The sequence below is a fragment of the Enhygromyxa salina genome, from assembly GCF_002994635.1.
Lineage (GTDB): Bacteria > Myxococcota_A > Polyangia > Nannocystales > Nannocystaceae > Plesiocystis > Plesiocystis salina_B.
Window position 1 is genome coordinate 85,374 of the sequence record NZ_PVNL01000101.1, and the last position, 17,417, is coordinate 102,790.

Consider the following 17,417-nt stretch of genomic DNA (forward strand, 5'->3'; position numbering starts at 1 on the left):
CATCATCGTGTGCCCGCTGCACGACCGTCCAACGTCGTCGTCCACCGCTTCACGACGCCAGACGTCGCAACGCTGCTGCGACACGTCAGCTACGCGCCCGCTGCATGCAAAATGCACGCACCGGTTCTCTTGTCTCCGGGCATGCCACACCTTGCCCCACGCCCGGCGACTCGTTCGCGATTTTCCTCAGCCTTGCAACCCAGCGCTCTCGCGTTCAACATACGAGAGACTGTAACGGAGCCTACGAATGTCCGTCTTCGGTGACTACACTCCGCATACCATGAGCATCCCCTTCGTCGTGGAGCAGACCCACCGCGGTGAGCGCTCGTGGGACATCTACAGCCGCCTTCTCAAGGATCGGATCATCTTCCTTGGCGACCCGATCAACGACCGCGTCGCCAGCTTGGTGATCGCGCAGCTGTTGTTCCTCGAGTCGGAAGATCCCGACAAGGACATCCGCCTCTACATCAACTCGCCAGGCGGCGTCGTCACGGCCGGCCTCGGCATCTACGACACCATGCAGTATGTGCGCTGCCAGGTCGCAACCTATTGCCTCGGCCAGGCCGCCTCGATGGGCGCGTTCTTGCTCGCAGGTGGCGCCAAGGGCAAGCGCTTCGCGCTGCCGAACGCGCGGATCATGATCCACCAGCCGCACGGCGGGGCCTCGGGTCAGGCCACCGATATCGAGATTCAAGCTCGCGAAATTCTCCGACTGCGTGAGATGCTCAACGCGATCATGGCGAAGCACACCGGGCGCACGGTCGACGAGATCCTCTCCGACACCGACCGCGACAACTTCATGAGCGCAGACGAGGCCAAGAAGTATGGCCTCGTAGACGAGGTCCTCCGGCGCGTCGACGACGCCCCGGGCACGGACCAAGAACAGGGATAAGTATGCCGGCCAACAACAAGGGAAGCGGAAACCTGAGCTGCTCGTTCTGCGGGAAATCGCAGAAAGAGGTCAAGAAGCTCATTGCTGGTCCTTCCGTCTACATCTGCGACGAGTGCATCTCGCTGTGCAACGACATCCTCGCCGAGGAAGTCCAGAAGGAAGAGCGGCAAGAGGGCCCGGGCAAGGTGCCCAAGCCCAGGGACATCCGGGTGATCCTCGACGACTACGTGGTCGGTCAGGACTGGGCCAAGAAGATCATCTCGGTCGCGGTCTACAACCACTACAAGCGGATCAACGTCAAGAACACCGCCGACGAGCCCGAGCTACAAAAGAGCAACATCTTGCTGCTCGGTCCGACCGGCTCGGGCAAGACCCTGCTCGCCCAGACCCTCGCGCGGATCCTCGATGTGCCGTTTGCGATCGCCGACGCGACCAGCCTGACCGAGGCCGGCTACGTCGGTGAGGACGTCGAGAACATCATCGTCTCGCTGCTTCAGAACGCCGACCACGACGTCGAGAAGGCCCAGCGCGGCATCATCTACATCGACGAGATCGACAAGATCGCGCGCAAGGGTGACAACCCCTCGATCACCCGGGACGTCTCGGGCGAGGGCGTTCAGCAGGCGCTGCTCAAGATCCTCGAGGGCACGATCGCCTCGGTCCCCCCCAAGGGCGGCCGCAAGCACCCGCAGCAGGACTTCTTGCAGGTCGACACGACCAACATCCTGTTCATCTGCGGCGGCGCGTTCGCGGGCATCGAAGACATCATCGAGTCCCGCGTCTCGGCCAAGACCATGGGCTTCGGCGCCAAGGTTCAGCGCAAGCAAGAGAAGCGCCACTGGGATCTGCTGCAGCAGGCCCAGAGTGAAGACCTCATGAAGTTCGGGTTGATCCCGGAGTTCATCGGTCGCCTCCCCGTCGTCGCGCCGCTCAAGGAGCTCGACGAAGAGGCGCTGGTCTCGATCCTCACCGAGCCCAAGAACGCGCTGGTCAAGCAGTACAAGCGGCTGATGCGAATGGACGGCGTGGAGCTGACCTTCGCCGAGGACGCCCTGCATGCGATCGCTCGCAAGGCCAAGGATCAGCGCGCAGGCGCCCGTGGGCTGCGGTCGATCCTCGAGCGAGCGATGCTCGAGGTGATGTACGACATCCCGAGCGTCGACAACATCGCGGAGGTCCACATCAACGCGGAGACGATCACCGAGGACAAGCGCCCGGTGCTGGTCTACGAGGACAAGAAAGAAGCTAGCTGAGCTAGACACCAGTTGGCCATCTGGCCACGCGAACGAGATAGGCCTGCGCTAGCGCGGGCCTTCTCTTTGGTTGTCGGTTGTCGGTCGATTTCGAGGCTGTTTTCAGCTCGGGCCAGGCTTCTGGCCCGCCTGCGGACGCCACTGGCTATTGGACCGCTCGTTGGCAGCGAACGGCTGTTTTCAGCTCGGGCGAGGCTCCGGGGTTGTTCCCGTGAGCAGCCATCGTGTGCAGGGCGTCACCTTTGTACGCCCAAAATAGAAGCCTCCAGCAGGCGACTCCGTTGAACCCGCCACGAGGTCGCACGATGGTTCAACGCACGGCAATGCTCGCTCCCGCTCTGGTCTGTTCACTGCTTGCTCCTGGGTTGGTCGCCGCCGCGCCGCCTGCCGATGTCGCGGCCGAGCCAGCTCCCGCCCCTGCCCCGATCGAAGTGACTGCCTTTGCGGCGCCGGCCGATGCGAGCCCCGCCGAAGCTCCGGTTGCCGCCGACGTCACCACCGTCGCGCCCCCCGTCGAGCCGGCACCCGAGACCCTGGAGTTTCTCGAAGACGACATCGCCGAGCCCGACTATTACGAAGAGCCGTACGAGACCTACGACCCCGGCCCCGACAAGCGCACGACCCTCGAGCTGCAGTCGGGCTACTTCGGGCTCGGCATCGCCCCCGGCATGACCCTGCACCATCGTGGATTTCACCCGAACACCCGCTTCGAGCTCGAGTTCGGCGGGACCCTCGAGCACGAGTTTCGGGACCTCGCGCTGTCGTTCGGCGTCGCCACCCAGATCACCCCCTACTACGAGCGCAAGACGCCCAGCTATGGCGCCGACGTGACCTCCACCGTCGTGCTCGGCCCCGTGTACCTGCGCACCGGTCTGGGCGCCGTGGGTGGGATCCCGCGCGACCACAGCCTGCTCAACACGGCAGCCGCGATCGGCGGCGTGGTCGGGGCCGGCCTGACCTTCCATCGCGCACCCCAGGTCCGCGTCGGAGTCGACTACGACTTCCGGCTCACGACCCGGCTCGAGCCGATCCACACAGTCTTCATCGCCCTACGCCTCGCCTGCTGCCGCAGCGAGTAGGAGCTCCAGCCTGGCCCGAGCTGAAAACAGCCTCAGCGGCCGTTGTTGAAGGTGTCGACGGCGAGGTTGCCGTTGGACTTGAAGCTTCGCTCGGCGGCGCGGGCCTCGGCCAGGCCGGAGGTCCGCAGGACCCACATCCGCTCGACGCCCGTGACCTGCTCGTTCTCGCGGGCGTGGATGTCGATGATGTTGTTGCCGGGCTGCAGCGGGACCTCGGCGGAGAACTCGAGGCGACCGGTCGTGGGATCGACGGCGGCCTCGTAGTAGACCTTCTCGGCGCTGCCGAACAGGTTGCGCGAGGGGTTGTAGACGGTGATGTAGACGTCGCGGACCTGCTCACCGTCGATCGCGGTGCCGCTGATCGTGATCGTGTCGCTCGCGGTCTGGGCGGAGATCGGGGCCAGCTCGATGTGTGGTGGGGAGACCGAGAACACGGGCGTGGTGGCGCCGGGCTTGCGCGGCGCGCTGCTGCCCAGCTCGACCCGGGTGCCCTCGACGTAGGCGAACTGATCCTTGCCGAGCTCGATCTTGTGCCACCCGGCGGCCGAGCCGAGCGAGGCGAAGCGGGTGCCGCTGGGCGCCCGGGCCAGGATCGCCCCGGTCGCGTCGGGGCTGGCGTAGAGATCGACGGCGGCGCCGCCAGACGTGCAGGTCACCCCCTGCTTGGCGGTGTCGAAGGCCAGCGACTTGCTGATCGGGAACACGATTTCTTCGGTCACGTACTCGCCGATCTTGTTGTCGCTGACCGTGAGCTGCAGCTCGACCTCGTCGACGGCCTTTTGGACCTCGAAGCTGAGCTCCACGAAGTCCGACTTGCCGACCGCGAGCGCGCCGAGCTTGGCCCGGCCATCGTGCAAGAACACGGCGTCGCCCGAGCCGTTGCGCACCTGAACCCGCGCGTCCTGGGCGTCGCCTGGGCCGGAGTTTTGAACCCACACGCGCAGCTGGACCCGCTCGCCGACCTGCAGCAAGCCGTCGCCGTTGCCGCTGATGTCGTGGCCGTGCGCCGGGTCATCGAGCACCTGGTAGCCGTAGGCAAACCGTGGGCGCGGGATCCCTTCGGCGGCGATGTCGATCCACGTGCGCGCGCCCTGCTCGAGCACCTCGCCGTCCTGCGAGAGCACGTGAAAGTCGATGCGATCGACCCGCGACAGCTCGTAGGCCGAGACCGAGAGCTTGAGCGTCGCCTTCTTGGTCTCGCCCGGCATGATCTTGCCGAACAGCAGCTCGCGCTCGTCGAAGTAGTTGTAGTCGCTGTCGGAGATGGCCCGCACGCGGTAGGCCGGCGCGTCGCCGGTGTTGGTCAGCTCGACCGTCAGGACCCCGTGCTCACCGCCGCGGATCGTGTGGTTGGGCTTGTCGGTGCTCAGCGCGAGCGACAGCGCAGGCGCGGCGTCGGCGGTTGGCGCGGGGCCCTCGGACCAGTCGATCTTCTGGGTGGAGAGGCTCTTGGCGATGCGGGCGTCCTCGAGCTTGGCCTGGGCCGCGGTGAACTGCGGCAGCGCGGCGAGGATGTCGCTGCGCCGCGAGCTGGGCGCCCAAATTGCGAGGTCCCGCGCCATCCGAAGCTCGGGATCCTCGAGCAGCAGGTCCACGCGCTTGTCGGTGTTCTCCTCGAGCTCGACCCGGGTCAGCGCGCTCGAGCCGTCGTTGGCCGAGCCCTGCTGCAGGAAGTACAGCGGCCCGGCCGTGATCACCTGCTGCTTGGTCTTGGCGCTCTCGAGGTGCGAGGACAGCGACTCCTCGCGGACCAGATCGAAGCGCTTGCGCCCGTAGTAGGCCAGGTACTCGTCGCCCACGAACACGGGCACGGTCTCGAGGTCGGGGCTGACACCGACCGACTGGATCGAGACGTCGCCCGGGGTCAGGTACTGGGCGATCGTGAGCTTGAGCGCGAGCTCGGTCTCGGCCACGCGACGATCGTGGAGGACCTGGACCGAGCCCTTGCCGAAGGTCCGACGTCCGACGATCACGGCCCGGTCGAGGTTGCGCAGCGCGCCCGCGACGATCTCCGTGGCCGAGGCCGACCCCTGATCCACGAGTACCACCAACGGCACGTCCGCGAACTGGTACTGGCCGGTGGCCTTGCTCTCGTCGCGGGCCGAGGCGACACCGACCGTGGACACGATCGTGCCGCGGTCGACGAACGCGTCGGCGACCTCGACCGCCGCCGTCAGCAGCCCGCCGGGGTTGTCGCGCATGTCCAGGACCACGCCGCTGACGCCCGCCTTCTCGAACGCGGCCAGCTGGTCACGCAGCTCCTTGCCGGTGGTCTGGGCGAAGTTACGGGTGATCTGGACCAGGCCGATCTTGACGTCGTTGCCCTGCGCGTCCTTGCCCGGGAGGATCTCGCCGACCACGCTGTCGAGCTTGATCAGCGCCCGCTCGATCGAGAATTTCTTGGGCTTCTCGAGCCCCTCGCGGCGCACATAGACGGCGATCATGCTGCCGGCCGGGCCGCGCATCAGGCCGACGGCCTCGTTGAGGGTCATGGTCACCGTCGACTCGTCGTCGATCTGGACGATGCGATCGCCGGCCTTGAGGCCGACCTTGCTCGCGGGGTTGCCCGGCAGCACCCGGATCACCGTGAGCTCGCCCTCGCGCATGCCGACCTCGATGCCGAGCCCGCCGAAGTGGCCCGAGGTGTTGGTGCGCATGTCCTCGAACGCGTCGGGGCGCAGCAGGTTGGTGTGGGGATCGAGGGTCGAGAGCACGCCCTCGACCACGGCGTACTCGGCCTCGCGCTGCTCGTCTTCGCTGAGCGCGGCGTGGTCGTTGATGAACGAGAACACCTCGCGGACCTGGGGACCGACGGCCCACAGCGCGTTGGCGTCGGCCGCGAATTCGCGCTCCGTGGTGCCGACGCGGACCTTGACCTTGCCGTTGCCCGACGGCTTGACCAGGACCTCGGGGATCGCGGCCTCGAGCGCCTCGAGCCCGGCCATGGTCATGACCGCGGGATCGACCCGCTGCGGCTCCACGTAGTACTTGCTGATGTTCCACAGCGTCCAGTCGAGCACGCGCAGATCGGTGGGATCTTCGTCGACGCCGAGCCGCGCGTGATCGCCCAGGTCGCCGCGCCCGGCCTGGGCCTCCGTGTCGCCCAGCGCGGTCAGCCCCAGCGCGATCGCCAACGAGCCGAGCACGACAGCTGGAGTGGACCAAGAACGACGAGCCTGGGAGCCGCTGCGATTCACCACCGTGCGAGTTTAGACCCGGGCGTACCCATGAGCCAGGAACGGATCCAAGCGCGCGCGCGGCCCAGTCAGATCTGCGGCAGTGACCGTCTAACTTCGTACCGCGATGCACTCTGGCGTAGACTCCGCGGAGATGGACAAGTCCAAGTCCAAGTCGACCGAGGTCGACGCCGAACAGCGACTCCCGGCCAAGCGTGAGCAGGCGGTCCCTGCGGTCGTCGACGTCGACGCCGACGAGACCGACGACGACGACGACGCCGACAGCAGCGATGACGGCGTGCTGTCCGACGTCAGCCCGGCGACCGACGAGGAGCTCGACCAGATCGCGGCCTCGCTCGCCGGGGCCAAGCTCCCGCGCTCGGCGCCGGAGGGCACCCGCGCCCTGGCCGTCCGCGACCCCATGGCCGCGTACATGTCCGAGGTCCGCCGCTACCCCCTGCTGACCCGCGAAGAGGAGCACGACCTCGCGGTCGAGTGGGTCGAGAACGGCAACAAGGAGGCCGCCAAGCGGCTCGTGACCTCGAACCTGCGCCTGGTCGTGAAGATCGCCAACGAGTATCGGCGCGGCTACCAGAACCTGCTCGACCTCGTGCAAGAGGGCAACGTCGGGCTCATGAAGGCCGTGCAGAAGTTCGACCCGTACCGCGGGGTCAAGCTCTCGACCTACTCGGGCTGGTGGATCCGCGCCTACGTGCTCAAGCACATCCTGAATAACTGGCGGCTGGTCAAGATCGGCACGACCCAGAACCAGCGCAAGCTGTTCTTCAACCTTCGCAAGCAACGCGACGCGTTGATCCGCGCGGGCGTCGATCCGACCGCCGAGAACATCGCCAAGGAGCTCGATGTCTCGACCGAAGAGGTCGTCGAGATGCAAAAGCGGATGGCGGCTCCCGACGCGTCGCTCAACGCTCCGCTTGGATCTGGGGGCGACGAGGGCAACGCGCGCACGCGGATGGACACGCTCGAGGACGACGCGGGGGGGCCTGAGGATCAGGTGTCGGGTGACCAGTTCAAGCGCTTGCTTCATGACAAGCTGCGGACCTTCGGTGCCACGCTGTCTGGGCGTGAGGCGGAGATTTTTACGGATCGCTTGGTCGCGGATGAACCGGTGACGCTGCAGGATCTTGGTGAGCGGTGGGGGGTTAGCCGCGAGCGGGCTCGGCAGGTGGAGAAGCGGATGGTGTTGCGGCTGCGGGAGTTCTTGCAGGAAGAGCTCGGCGACGCCGTGCAGATCGCTCTTGGCCAGGATTAGGGGTTGATGGCTGGGGGTAAGCTAGTCCTTGTCGGGACGCCGTTGGGGAACCGCGAGGATCTGTCGGATCGCGCGCGGCGAAGCTTGCTCGAGGCTGATCTGTTGTTGTGCGAGGACACTCGCTCGCCGCAGCGGCTGCTGCCTGATGTGGCGCTGCCCGAGCGCGTGAGTTGCTTTGTTGGCAACGAGCACCAGCGGGTGGCGCTGCTGCTCGAGCGGCTGGAGACCGGGCAGACGGTGGCGTTTGTCAGCGAGGCGGGGCTGCCAGTGTGGAGCGACCCGGGGCGGTTGTTGGTCGCGGCGGCGGTCGACGCTGGGTTCGAGGTCGACGTGATCCCGGGGCCCACGGCGGGCACGTGCGCGCTGGCGGCTTCGGGGTTCGTGGCTGAGGGGGCGCGGTTCTTGGGGTTCATCCCGCGGGGCGGCAAGCAGCGCGACGCGATCCTCGGTCAGCTCGCCGACGAGACCGGCGCGGTGGTGATCTACGAAGCCGGCAACCGAACGCCCGCGTTGCTGCGCGAGCTCGCGGCCCAAGTCGGAACGCGTCGCGTCCTGGTCGCCCGTGAGCTCACCAAGCTGCACCAAGAGATGCTGCGCGGGTCCGCGGCCGAGCTGGCGGTTCAGATCACCGAACCACTTCGCGGCGAGGTCACCCTGGTGATCGAAGGGGCCCCACCCAGCGATAGCTCGAGCGACGTCGCCCCCGCCGAGCAAGCCGCCCGCGCCGTCCTCGACGTCATGCTCGACACCACGCTCAAGCCCCGCGCCCGCGCCAAGGCCCTCGCCACCCTCACCGGCCTCGACGCCCGCACCCTCTACGAGCGCTTGGCGACTTAGGCCCAGCCTCGAACTGCTAGAGCGCCGATCAGTTTGGAGTCGCGTCGTCAGGTGCGTCTGGGGCCGTTCCTGCCTAGGAGCGAGGCCGAAGCTGTATCCGGCATACTGCGAGCGCCGAGTCGACAACGGCAGGAGCGGCCCCAGATGTGCCTGGCGTCGTGAATTCAAACTGGTCGGTGCTCTAGGTTGGGCACTCTCTCAGCAGCCACGTGGCTTGGACTCACGAGAACGGCTCTTCGCGCGCCGTCGCGGTGCTGGACACGTCGGCAGTTGGGTTGGACGACGCACGCAGCGGCGAGCAGGGCGAACACGATGCTTCCATTTTTACGCAGACCGATCGCAGCAAACCCACTACACCTGCAATTGAAGCGTGAGCGACAGCTCACTCTAGTGACTACCCTGCAATCATGCTCACCAAAGCGATCATGTTCACCCTGCTCGCCGCCGCGTGCGGCGCCAACCCCAACTCAGCGACCGAAGAGCCGGAAAAAGAGCCGCCCGACGAGATCCAAGAGGATCAGCACTTTTGCTGTCAGTCCGTCAGCCCCAACTCGCCCAGCGGCGAGGGCTGCCAGCTCGTCCCTAAAGAGTACATCGCCCAGTGCCAAAAGATACTGTATTGCGAGAGCAGCTGGACGATGGATGACGGCAAGGTGACTTGCCACAACTGATCGTCGGCAGTCAGCCCGTCCTGCGCGCGTAAGGTGTGCGCCGACCAGCCTGCTTGCGCGATGCTCCGATCACGGTGTTCCACCGCGGGACGCTTCGCCGCCGCCTCCCCAGCGTTGCCCACCCAAGCTGCCCCCCCCCGCAACTCGTGTTGCGCCCGACAACAGCGCTGGTTCTGCGCGCGGCCGGTTGGTCTAAGTTGGGCACTCTCTCAGCAGCCGCAGGCCGCAGGCCGCAGGCTAGATCTGCCCCAGTTTGATGGACGCCTCCATAAAAACCCAGAGTTTTAGAGATTTGCCTGGGGAGGCACTGCCCAGGCGAATCTTTAGAACGTAACGATGAAGTTGAGGTACCCGTTGATGTTGAACACATCATCAACGGCGTAGCGACGACCCACGTTGTCCACGACGTCCCGCCGCACCGGGTTGACGTCCACGCTGTCCGGCTCGACCAGATCCGGATCACCGCTCTTCGACCCATCACCGCGACTCGCAGCCGTCACGAAGTGGCGCGTGTCGGTTGACATGTCGACGCCGAAGTTGAGCCGGGCGTACTTGCTCATGTGGAAGTTGAGCCCAGCGTTGAGCCCGAACGTCCCGAAGTCGTTGATCGTGGTGATGCCGTTGTACGACGCACAATCCTGACCGCCAGCGGCGACGTAGCCACCGTTGCGTGCAGGGTCGAGCGGGTTCGCGGCGGCGTGCGCCAAGGCTGCGCCAGCGCTGCACCCTTGCGAGTCGCCGGGGCTGTAGTCGCCGACGAGCGCGGGGCTGTCGGCCAGGAGCTCCCAGACTTCGGAGTAGGCGCGACCGTTGTAGTGCAGGGCGGTGGAGCCCATGAGCACGATCGAGAAGCGCTTGCCCTGGGCCTTGTTCTCCCACGGGACGATCTCGGCGCCGAAGTAGGCCCCGGTCTCGGACTGCGGGTTGACGTCGCCCTGGGTCGAGCCCCAGTTGTCGAACTGGGTGTTGCCCGCGCGGACCGCCTGACGCCAGTGCGCGCCGAAGAAGGGATCCAAGAAGCGGTAGCGCCGGCTCAGGGCTGTCCACACGCCGAGCTCGTGCATGCCCCGACCGACCCGGTGGTTGCCGGAGGGATCGTCGGTCTGGATCGACCGACTGAAGGTCATGGGCTTGGCGATCGCAAACCGCCCCTCGAGGCCGATCAACCAGTTCGGCAGATGCGACTTGCGCTCCTGGTTGAGGATCCCGATCTTGAGCCCGACGTGGATCTGATCGAGACCGCGGCGCACGGGCGCCCGGAAGATCATGTCCGTCTCGGCGTCGGTGAACTGCCCGTAGGGGTTGCTGTCCTCGAGCGCGTCGAAGCCATCACGCGGGATCACGCCGTCGCGGATGCTGGTCGAGTTGGTCTTGTTGACGCAGGTCGCCGAGCCGGACTCGAAGTTGGTGGTCGACGGGTTCTCCGGGAACACACAGTCGCCACCTTGCTCTTGATCGAACTGGTAGTTGCGCGTGTCGGAGACGACGACCGGCATGGCCACGTAGACCGACAAGTCGTGCCACAGGCCGATCTCGAGGGTTGGCGTGACCGTGTGCCGGAACTGCCGATACACGAGGTCGCGGGCGAGGTTGTTCCTTCCGCCGGCCCCCCACTCGCGCAGGATCGCGGCTTTCTTGAAGTCGAAGTCGTAGGAGACGCCGAAGTGGAGGTCGAACGCGTTGTCGTTGAAGTCCTGGTCAAAGGACGACGCGACGCGGGTGACCTCGGCGGCGTTGGCGACCTGGCTCCAACCCAGCACCAGGCCAAAGGCAGGCAAGAATCGCAGGAGCTTCCGCATGGGGTTCCGGGTAGAAAAAGGCACGCTCACGACACAGACCGAGCCAGGGCACGCTACCAGCGCACGTGGTCGAACGTCAAGAATCACGGGCAGCTTCGCACACTTGGGCGCCGAGCGGGACAGTTTCGCGTTCGCGCTGGTCTCGCGGGGTCGAGATCCTGACTGTTTCGCGGTGAACGCACGCTTGGATCGGTCACACGACCACGCGCGAGAGAGCTCAGCAGGACCGCTCAGCGCCCAGCAGCGCCGACATGCCCTCGGCGAGGCGCTCGACGCTGGCGACCTCGGACGCGCCGAGGCAGCGCCGGTTGCTGAGCCTGAACACGCAAGATCCCGCGTCATGTGAGGGGTCGCGGTGCGGGGCGTCGCCGTGGTCGGGGTCCGACATGGAGATCGCGCGACCGCGCAGGTCGAGGCCATGGGTCTCGACGATCTCACGCAGGCGCCGGGGCTGACCGGCGAGTCGAGGCAGGCGCAAGACCGCGCTCGCGCGCAGGCCGGTGCCGACGTTGCTCGGGCAGCTGGCCAGATATCCGAGTCGCTCATCGTGGTGAAACCCAAGCAGATCCTCGAGCGCCCACGCGAGCTCGCGGACCCGGGTCAGGCACGACGAGAGATCACCGCGCTCGGAGCTGGCGATGAAGCGCAGGTGATCCTCTTCGTTCACCCACGCGACCAGGCGACGGTCGTCGCTGCACCACAACCCGCGACCCTCGGGCCAGTCTCGCGTGATCCCGGCGGCCTCGAGGTAGCGATCGTCGCCGTCGAAGCACAGCTCCCGGGTCTCGAGCGTGCGGCGACGTGGCCCGGGCAGCTCGGCGAGCGGGTAGTACTGACCGGCGAAGCGTCGGTTCAGCGCCCGCAGGGCGGTGCTCGTGCGGCGCTCGACCTCGAGCCGCGCGCGGCGATTGATCAGCGCGGGGAACTGACAGGCCCGCAGGTTTCGAGTCACCCGCACGCTGACCGAGAGCACGCCCAGGTCGTCGCGTAGCTGCGGATCGACGCGGGGCACCTCGTTGGTCCAGCGCCCGGGCGCGCCCGAGCTCTGGCCGTGAACGTCGGCGATGATGCGATCGAGCAGCGGGGCGAACACCTGGTAGGACTCGGCGTCGCCCACATGAACGCCGATCTTGCAGCTCGGGTAGGCCCGCCCACATCGAGTCAGGTCCGCGAGCGTCCAGCCAGCGGCGGTCTTGCAGGTCTCGAGCCGACGCTCGAGCTGTGGGTCCAGGTGTTTCGAGAGTAGCGAGTCGACCATGGGTCCATGGCGACCACGCAACGCGGTCGCGGATCGGACCGTCGAGTCTGGCCGACGGCGACCGCGATTGGACCGGCTCGCAGGTGGGTGGAGGCGCCGATTTTTTGTGTCCCTGCCCCCGCAGGCCCGCTCCCGAGGTCGGGCCTGCGGTCGGGTCGAGACCGGCTAGAGCTCGTCTTCGGTCGCGCCGGGCGACGAGACGCCGCCCTGCTTTTGGATCTCTTCGCGCAAGCCCAGCTCTTTCATCTTGGACTGCAGGCTGCGCCGCGAGATGCCCAGCTTGCGGGCGGACCGAGTCACGTTGGCGTCGGTCTGGGCGAGCGCCTCGCGGATCAGCGCCTCTTCGATCCGGCGCGAGCCGGCCTTGACCGCCTCTTTGAGATCCAGGCCGAGGCTGTCGAGCGGCAGCCGGATCGCCCGCGGGAGACCGCCCTCGTCGTCGTCTTCGTCGTCGTGCTCACCGTCGACGCTGGTGAACGAGTCCGGGAGCTCCCCGACACCGATCAGATCGGCGCTGGCGAACAAGACCATGCGCTCGACGAGGTTCTCGAGCTCGCGGATGTTGCCTTGCCAGTTGTAGCCACGCAGAGCCTCGAGCGCGTCGGCGTCGAAGCCCTTGACGTCCTTGCCGAGCCGATCGTTGGAGCGATGCAAGAAGTGCTCGAGCAGCGGCTCGACGTCCTCTGGTCGCTCGCGCAGCGGCGGCAGGTGGATCGGCACGACGTTGAGGCGGTAGTACAGATCCTCGCGGAACCGCTTGTCCTTGATCTCGTCTTCGAGGTTGCGGTTGGTCGCGGCGATCAGGCGGACGTCGACGCGCAGGGTCTTGACCCCGCCGACGCGCTCGAACTCCGACTCCTGGATCGCGCGCAGCAGCTTGACCTGGATCTCGAGCGGGATCTCGCTGACTTCGTCGAGGAACAAGGTGCCGCCGTCGGCCAGCTCGAACCGCCCCTGGCGGGCCGAGACCGCGCCCGTGAACGCGCCGCGCTCGTGGCCGAACAGCTCGCTCTCGACCAGGGTCGAGGGGATCGCCGCGCAGTTGACCCGGATGAAGGGCATCGCGCGGCGCTCGGAGCCGAGGTGCAGCGCGCGAGCAACCAGCTCCTTGCCGGTGCCGCTCTCGCCCGTGATCAGGACCGTGGACGGGCTCGCCGCCACGGTTCGGATCATCTCTTTGACGGTGGTCATCGCGTCGCTGCGCCCGACCATGCCGTCGTCGACCGACGGAGCCGCGGCACCCGGCGCCGCGACGGGCTCGGTGCGCGGGCCCGAGAGCCGACGGGTGGAGATCGCCTTGCCCAGGATCTTGTCGATCTGCGCCCGATCAAACGGCTTCTCGAGGAAGTCGAAGGCGCCGGCCTTGACCGCCTCGACCGCCGTGTCGACGCTGCCGTGCGCGGTCAGGATGATCACGGGCAACCCGGGGTCCTCCTCGACGAGGGCCCGCAGCAGCTGCATGCCGTCCATGCCGGGCATGCGCAGATCAGAGATGACGACGTCGAAGGTGCCGCGCGGCGAGCTCTTGACCCGAGCCAGCGCGGACTCGCCGTCGGCTTCGGTCACGACCTCGTGGCCTGCCTGCTGAAGCATGGCCGCGAGAACTTTGCGGAGGTTGGGTTCGTCGTCGACGACGAGGACGCGTGGTTTGGGCTCAGTCACTGACTCGTGCTCGTGATTCCGAGATCGGCCGGGAGCCGCACCGCAGCGCTGGCCCCCCGCGGGGATTGTTGCCGACCTCTAGCATCCCACGCTGATTTTCCACGATGCGCGGGCTGATCGGCAATCCCCGCCTGTACCACCGCCGTTGGTCGTGTGGAAGGGCACGGGAACGTCGGCCATCGTGCGCATGGTACCCGATCTCGCAGACGACGCGCGCCGATCCGCGCTCGCCGAGCGTGCGTCACCAGCTTCGCTCACTGGCGCTCCGTGGCGCTCACTGACTCGTGCTCGTGATGCCGAGATCAACCGGGAGCAGCACGGTGAAGCTGGCCCCCGCGTCGGGGTTGTTGCTGACCTCGATCATGCCCCGGTGGTTCTCGACGATCCGCTGACTGATCGGGAGGCCGAGCCCGGTGCCACCGCTCTTCGTCGTGTGGAATGGCACGAACAGGTTGGACATGGTCGCGGTCGACAACCCGGGTCCATCATCGCGCACGGTGATCGCCACGGCGTCGGTGTCTGGCAGCCCGCGGACCCGGTGCTCGAGCTCGATCCAGACCTTGCCGGGCGGGCTCTGCTCTTCGGTCGCGTCGAGGGCGTTGAGCACGAGGTTGTGCAGGACCTGGCGCAGCGCCTCGGGGTCACCACGGACGGCGGGCGCGTGGGCCTCGAGGGTGAGGTTCGCGTGCGAGGCCTCGGCGGCCGGGAGCTCGCGCGAGTGCTCGACGAAGGCCCGAAAGTCGACCCAGACCCGACCGATGCGATCGCTCGGCAGCAGCCGCAAGGTCGCGCGCACGACCTCGGTGAGGTCGAGGGCCTGCATCTCGCCCGAGTACGGGCGCGAGTAGCCGAGGAACTGCGTGACCACGCGGTTGAGGCGATCGACCTCCTCCACGATCACGCCCAGGAACTCGCGGGTCAGGTCGTCGGCGTTGACGAGGCCCGGCTCGACGACCTGGACCGCGCCCTTGATCGCGCCGAGCGGGTTGCGGATCTCGTGGGCCAGGCCGGCCGCCATCTCGCCGAGGGCCGCGAGCCGCTCGCGCTCCTTGCGTTGCTCCCACACCGCCGAATTTTGCAGGGTCACCGCGGCCTGCGAGGCCAGGATCTCGAACAGCTCGACCTCTTCGCTGGAGAACGGCTCGAGCAGGCGCTCGTCGTTGACGAACAGGGCCCCGATCAGCTCGCGCCGACTCAGCTCGCGCCGGCCCCGGTCGCTGTCGGCCTGCTGTGGATCCCGGCGCGCCAGGGCCCACCCGGTGCCACGCACGCCGCTCGACTCGTGATCTTCGGGGCGGTCGGGGACCGACAAGATCGGCACCGCGAGCGCGGCCCCGAGCTCGACCAAGATGTCGAGGCAGTCCTGCAGCTCGACCTCGGCGTCGCGACCGGCGCGCTCGCGCTCGCGCTCGAGCACGTCGCGCAGCTGCGGCCCCTGGGTGCGCATGCGCTCGAGCAGCGGGCGGCGCTTGGCGACGTCGAGCCGGGTCACGCTGGCGGGCTGCTCTCCGATCTCGCGCAGCAGCACCAGCGAGGTCCCGCGCGCGTCGAGCAAGAACATGCTGGCCGTGGTCACCCGGTTGGACTCGGCCAGAGCCTCGAGCACGACCTGCACCATCTCGTCGGGATCGATCACGTTGAGCAGGCGAAACCGCAGCTGGACCAGCAACGCGCGCAGCTCGGCGCGATCACGAAACAGCCAGGCCTCGACGCGCGACTCGAATTCCTGGCGGACCGGGTCGAGCAGCACGATCACCGCGAACGCAGCGACGGCGCTGTTGAACAGGAACAGGGTCCAGCTGCCCTGCTTGGACGGGATCCACAGCAGCAGCAGCGCCAGCAGCCCGGTGACCGCGATGATCAACAGCGCCAGGGTCATGATCCGGGCCGCGAGCTCCGGCAGCTCGAGCAGGCGCTCGCGCTGCAGCGTCTGGGCCACGAAGTACAGGTAGACCGCGCTGATCACCGGTCCGATCGCGGTGATCGCCGGCGAGCCGAACACGATCGCGATCATGCTGGCGTAGAACAGGTAGCGCAGTCGCGGGGCGGTGGCGGTGCCCTCGGCTTGCTTGGCGGCCCGCCACATGCGCCGGGCCACGAACGCGAGCCCCACGATCACGTAGGCGTTGAGCCCGGCCGAGACCAGATCCCACGGGCCCCAGTCGGAGAAGTCCCAGAACCGCTCGCGGGTCACCGCGTCGAGGCCCTGCTCGGGCGAGCGGCTGAGCAGGAGGAACAGCGCGGTCGCGTGGGCGCCGAGCAGCAACACCAAGATCGCCGTCTGCAGGCGGCTGCGGCGGCGGGGACGATCGTCGGCGGGGATCAGGGTCGAGAAGCAGCGGTCCGCCGTCCACGGCAGCACCAGCGAGATCGACTGCGCGCCCCAGCGAAACAGCGTGATGTCCGAGAACTCGTGAAAGAAGCTGGCGAGGTGGAACAGCCCCAGGTTGAAGCAGAACACCGCGAACAGCACGAAGTCGTCGCGCGAGCGATCGCGCAGCACGACCGAGGTCCCGATCGCAAACGCGACCGTCGCGGTCAGGAGCGACGGTAAGCTGCCCGTCAGCGGGTTCACGTTCGGCCCCACCCGAAGTGAGCGTTGATCCGGGATGCGGCGAGCATGGCGAGGTCGGAGGATACCCGATCTCGCCACCAGGGCCGCCACCGCGAGGTGGCGATCAAAATCCGCGCAACGGCATGTCGGGCGGGCGCTGCAGCCAGTTGTCCGCCGCGTACTCGGCGACACCGTCGATCACGTGCAGGGTATAGGCGCAGCGCGAGCGAGCCGAGCGGTTGGCGGCGCTGCGGTGCGGGAGCAGGCCTCCGAACGCCACGAGGGTCCCGGCCGGCACCTCGACGGGCCGCCAGCCGTCGTGCGGCCAGGCGCGGGCGTCGAGGATCTGCGTCCACGTGCGGTCGCCCTCGCGTCGGTAGCGTTTGCGCAGGCCCAGGCGATGGCCGCCGGGCAGCAGCTCGAGGCAGCCGTTGTCCAAGCTCGCGTCCTCGAGGGCGAACCACAGCCCGATCACCGACTGCGGCTCGGTGTAGAGGTAGGTCGCGTCCTGGTGCGCGGTGACCTGGCCGCCGACCCGCGGGTGCTTGAAGATCACCATGGACTGCAGCAGCCGCGGCTGCGCGACGCCGAGCTCGGCGACCAGCGCGGCGAGCTCGGGCGTGCGCGAGAACTGATCGAAGATCGGCACGCGGTCGTGCAGCGCGTGGCCGAGCTTGTTGACCCGCGCGTGTCCGTCGTCGCGCTCGGGCTCGAGGAACGCCCGGACTTCGCCGCCAGACTCGAGGAACCACGGATCCTCGCCGTGTCGCTGGCCGCGAACGTCGAAGGCCGTGCGGATCGACGCGATGTCGGCCGCCTCGACCAGCGCCTCGGCGGCCTCGCGCAGCTGCTCGCAGGCGCTCGCGCTCGCAAAGCCTGGGATCACGATGAACCCGTCACGCTCGAACTCGGCTCGTCGCTCGCTCACGCCATACAAGCCTAACAGGGACCTTGGCACGCGGC

12 protein-coding genes are annotated in these 17,417 nt (G+C 67.5%); 6 read left to right on the forward strand and 6 right to left on the reverse strand.

The features are described 5' to 3' along the window. The first annotated feature begins 280 nt into the window (after positions 1-280). The 3 genes from clpP (at position 281) to ENSA7_RS25350 (ending at position 3,224) form a co-directional block, all read left to right on the forward strand. Positions 281-892: an ATP-dependent Clp endopeptidase proteolytic subunit ClpP gene (gene clpP / locus ENSA7_RS25340; protein ID WP_106091953.1), complete on the forward strand. Its 612-nt coding sequence runs from the start codon at positions 281-283 to the stop codon at positions 890-892. A 2-nt stretch (positions 893-894) separates the two neighbouring features. Beyond that, complete coding sequence (gene clpX, locus ENSA7_RS25345; protein ID WP_106091922.1) at positions 895-2,145, forward strand: ATP-dependent Clp protease ATP-binding subunit ClpX; 1,251 nt, start codon at positions 895-897, stop codon at positions 2,143-2,145. 323 nt (positions 2,146-2,468) lie between these two features. Beyond that, positions 2,469-3,224, forward strand: coding sequence for a hypothetical protein (locus ENSA7_RS25350; protein WP_146158112.1), 756 nt, complete (start codon positions 2,469-2,471; stop codon positions 3,222-3,224). Between the two features lie 32 nt (positions 3,225-3,256). Here ENSA7_RS25350 and ENSA7_RS25355 read toward each other — a convergent pair whose 3' ends face one another. Further along, complete coding sequence (locus ENSA7_RS25355; protein WP_181234093.1) at positions 3,257-6,370, reverse strand: MXAN_5808 family serine peptidase; 3,114 nt, start codon at positions 6,368-6,370, stop codon at positions 3,257-3,259. A gap of 184 nt (positions 6,371-6,554) precedes the next feature. Between ENSA7_RS25355 and ENSA7_RS25360 the strand changes: the two genes are divergently transcribed. From ENSA7_RS25360 to ENSA7_RS25370, 3 genes are all read left to right on the forward strand, one after another. Further along, complete coding sequence (locus ENSA7_RS25360) at positions 6,555-7,673, forward strand: RNA polymerase factor sigma-32 (protein ID WP_106091925.1); 1,119 nt, start codon at positions 6,555-6,557, stop codon at positions 7,671-7,673. 6 nt (positions 7,674-7,679) lie between these two features. Next, positions 7,680-8,510, forward strand: coding sequence for a 16S rRNA (cytidine(1402)-2'-O)-methyltransferase (rsmI, locus tag ENSA7_RS25365; protein ID WP_106091926.1), 831 nt, complete (start codon positions 7,680-7,682; stop codon positions 8,508-8,510). Between the two features lie 407 nt (positions 8,511-8,917). Beyond that, on the forward strand, positions 8,918-9,181 hold the full coding sequence (locus ENSA7_RS25370; RefSeq protein ID WP_106091927.1) for a hypothetical protein: 264 nt from the start codon (positions 8,918-8,920) through the stop codon (positions 9,179-9,181). A gap of 323 nt (positions 9,182-9,504) precedes the next feature. Here the strand turns inward: ENSA7_RS25370 and ENSA7_RS25375 are convergent, their stop codons facing one another. The 5 genes from ENSA7_RS25375 to ENSA7_RS25395 form a co-directional block, all read right to left on the reverse strand. Continuing rightward, complete coding sequence (locus tag ENSA7_RS25375; RefSeq protein WP_106091928.1) at positions 9,505-10,980, reverse strand: hypothetical protein; 1,476 nt, start codon at positions 10,978-10,980, stop codon at positions 9,505-9,507. Positions 10,981-11,197: 217 nt separating this feature from the next. After that, positions 11,198-12,238, reverse strand: a complete 1,041-nt coding sequence (locus ENSA7_RS25380) for an ATP--guanido phosphotransferase (RefSeq protein ID WP_106091929.1) — start codon at positions 12,236-12,238, stop codon at positions 11,198-11,200. 165 nt (positions 12,239-12,403) lie between these two features. Next, the gene (locus tag ENSA7_RS25385) at positions 12,404-13,900 is read right to left on the reverse strand and encodes a sigma-54-dependent transcriptional regulator (RefSeq protein WP_106091930.1); all 1,497 of its coding nucleotides are present in this window, start codon (positions 13,898-13,900) and stop codon (positions 12,404-12,406) included. A gap of 274 nt (positions 13,901-14,174) precedes the next feature. Continuing rightward, entirely contained in the window at positions 14,175-16,475 is a 2,301-nt protein-coding gene (locus tag ENSA7_RS25390) for a sensor histidine kinase (RefSeq protein WP_146158113.1), read from the reverse strand. A gap of 103 nt (positions 16,476-16,578) precedes the next feature. Further along, the gene (locus ENSA7_RS25395; protein ID WP_106091954.1) at positions 16,579-17,382 is read right to left on the reverse strand and encodes a phytanoyl-CoA dioxygenase family protein; all 804 of its coding nucleotides are present in this window, start codon (positions 17,380-17,382) and stop codon (positions 16,579-16,581) included. Positions 17,383-17,417 lie beyond the last annotated feature (35 nt).

Coding starts and splice junctions, on each gene's coding strand:
- clpP (WP_106091953.1), top strand. CDS start 281: ATGAGCATCCCCTTCGTCGTGGAGCAGACCCACCGCGGTGAGCGCTCG.
- clpX (WP_106091922.1), top strand. CDS start 895: ATGCCGGCCAACAACAAGGGAAGCGGAAACCTGAGCTGCTCGTTCTGC.
- ENSA7_RS25350 (WP_146158112.1), top strand. CDS start 2,469: ATGCTCGCTCCCGCTCTGGTCTGTTCACTGCTTGCTCCTGGGTTGGTC.
- ENSA7_RS25360 (WP_106091925.1), top strand. CDS start 6,555: ATGGACAAGTCCAAGTCCAAGTCGACCGAGGTCGACGCCGAACAGCGA.
- rsmI (WP_106091926.1), top strand. CDS start 7,680: ATGGCTGGGGGTAAGCTAGTCCTTGTCGGGACGCCGTTGGGGAACCGC.
- ENSA7_RS25370 (WP_106091927.1), top strand. CDS start 8,918: ATGCTCACCAAAGCGATCATGTTCACCCTGCTCGCCGCCGCGTGCGGC.
- ENSA7_RS25375 (WP_106091928.1), bottom strand. CDS start 10,980: ATGCGGAAGCTCCTGCGATTCTTGCCTGCCTTTGGCCTGGTGCTGGGT.
- ENSA7_RS25380 (WP_106091929.1), bottom strand. CDS start 12,238: ATGGTCGACTCGCTACTCTCGAAACACCTGGACCCACAGCTCGAGCGT.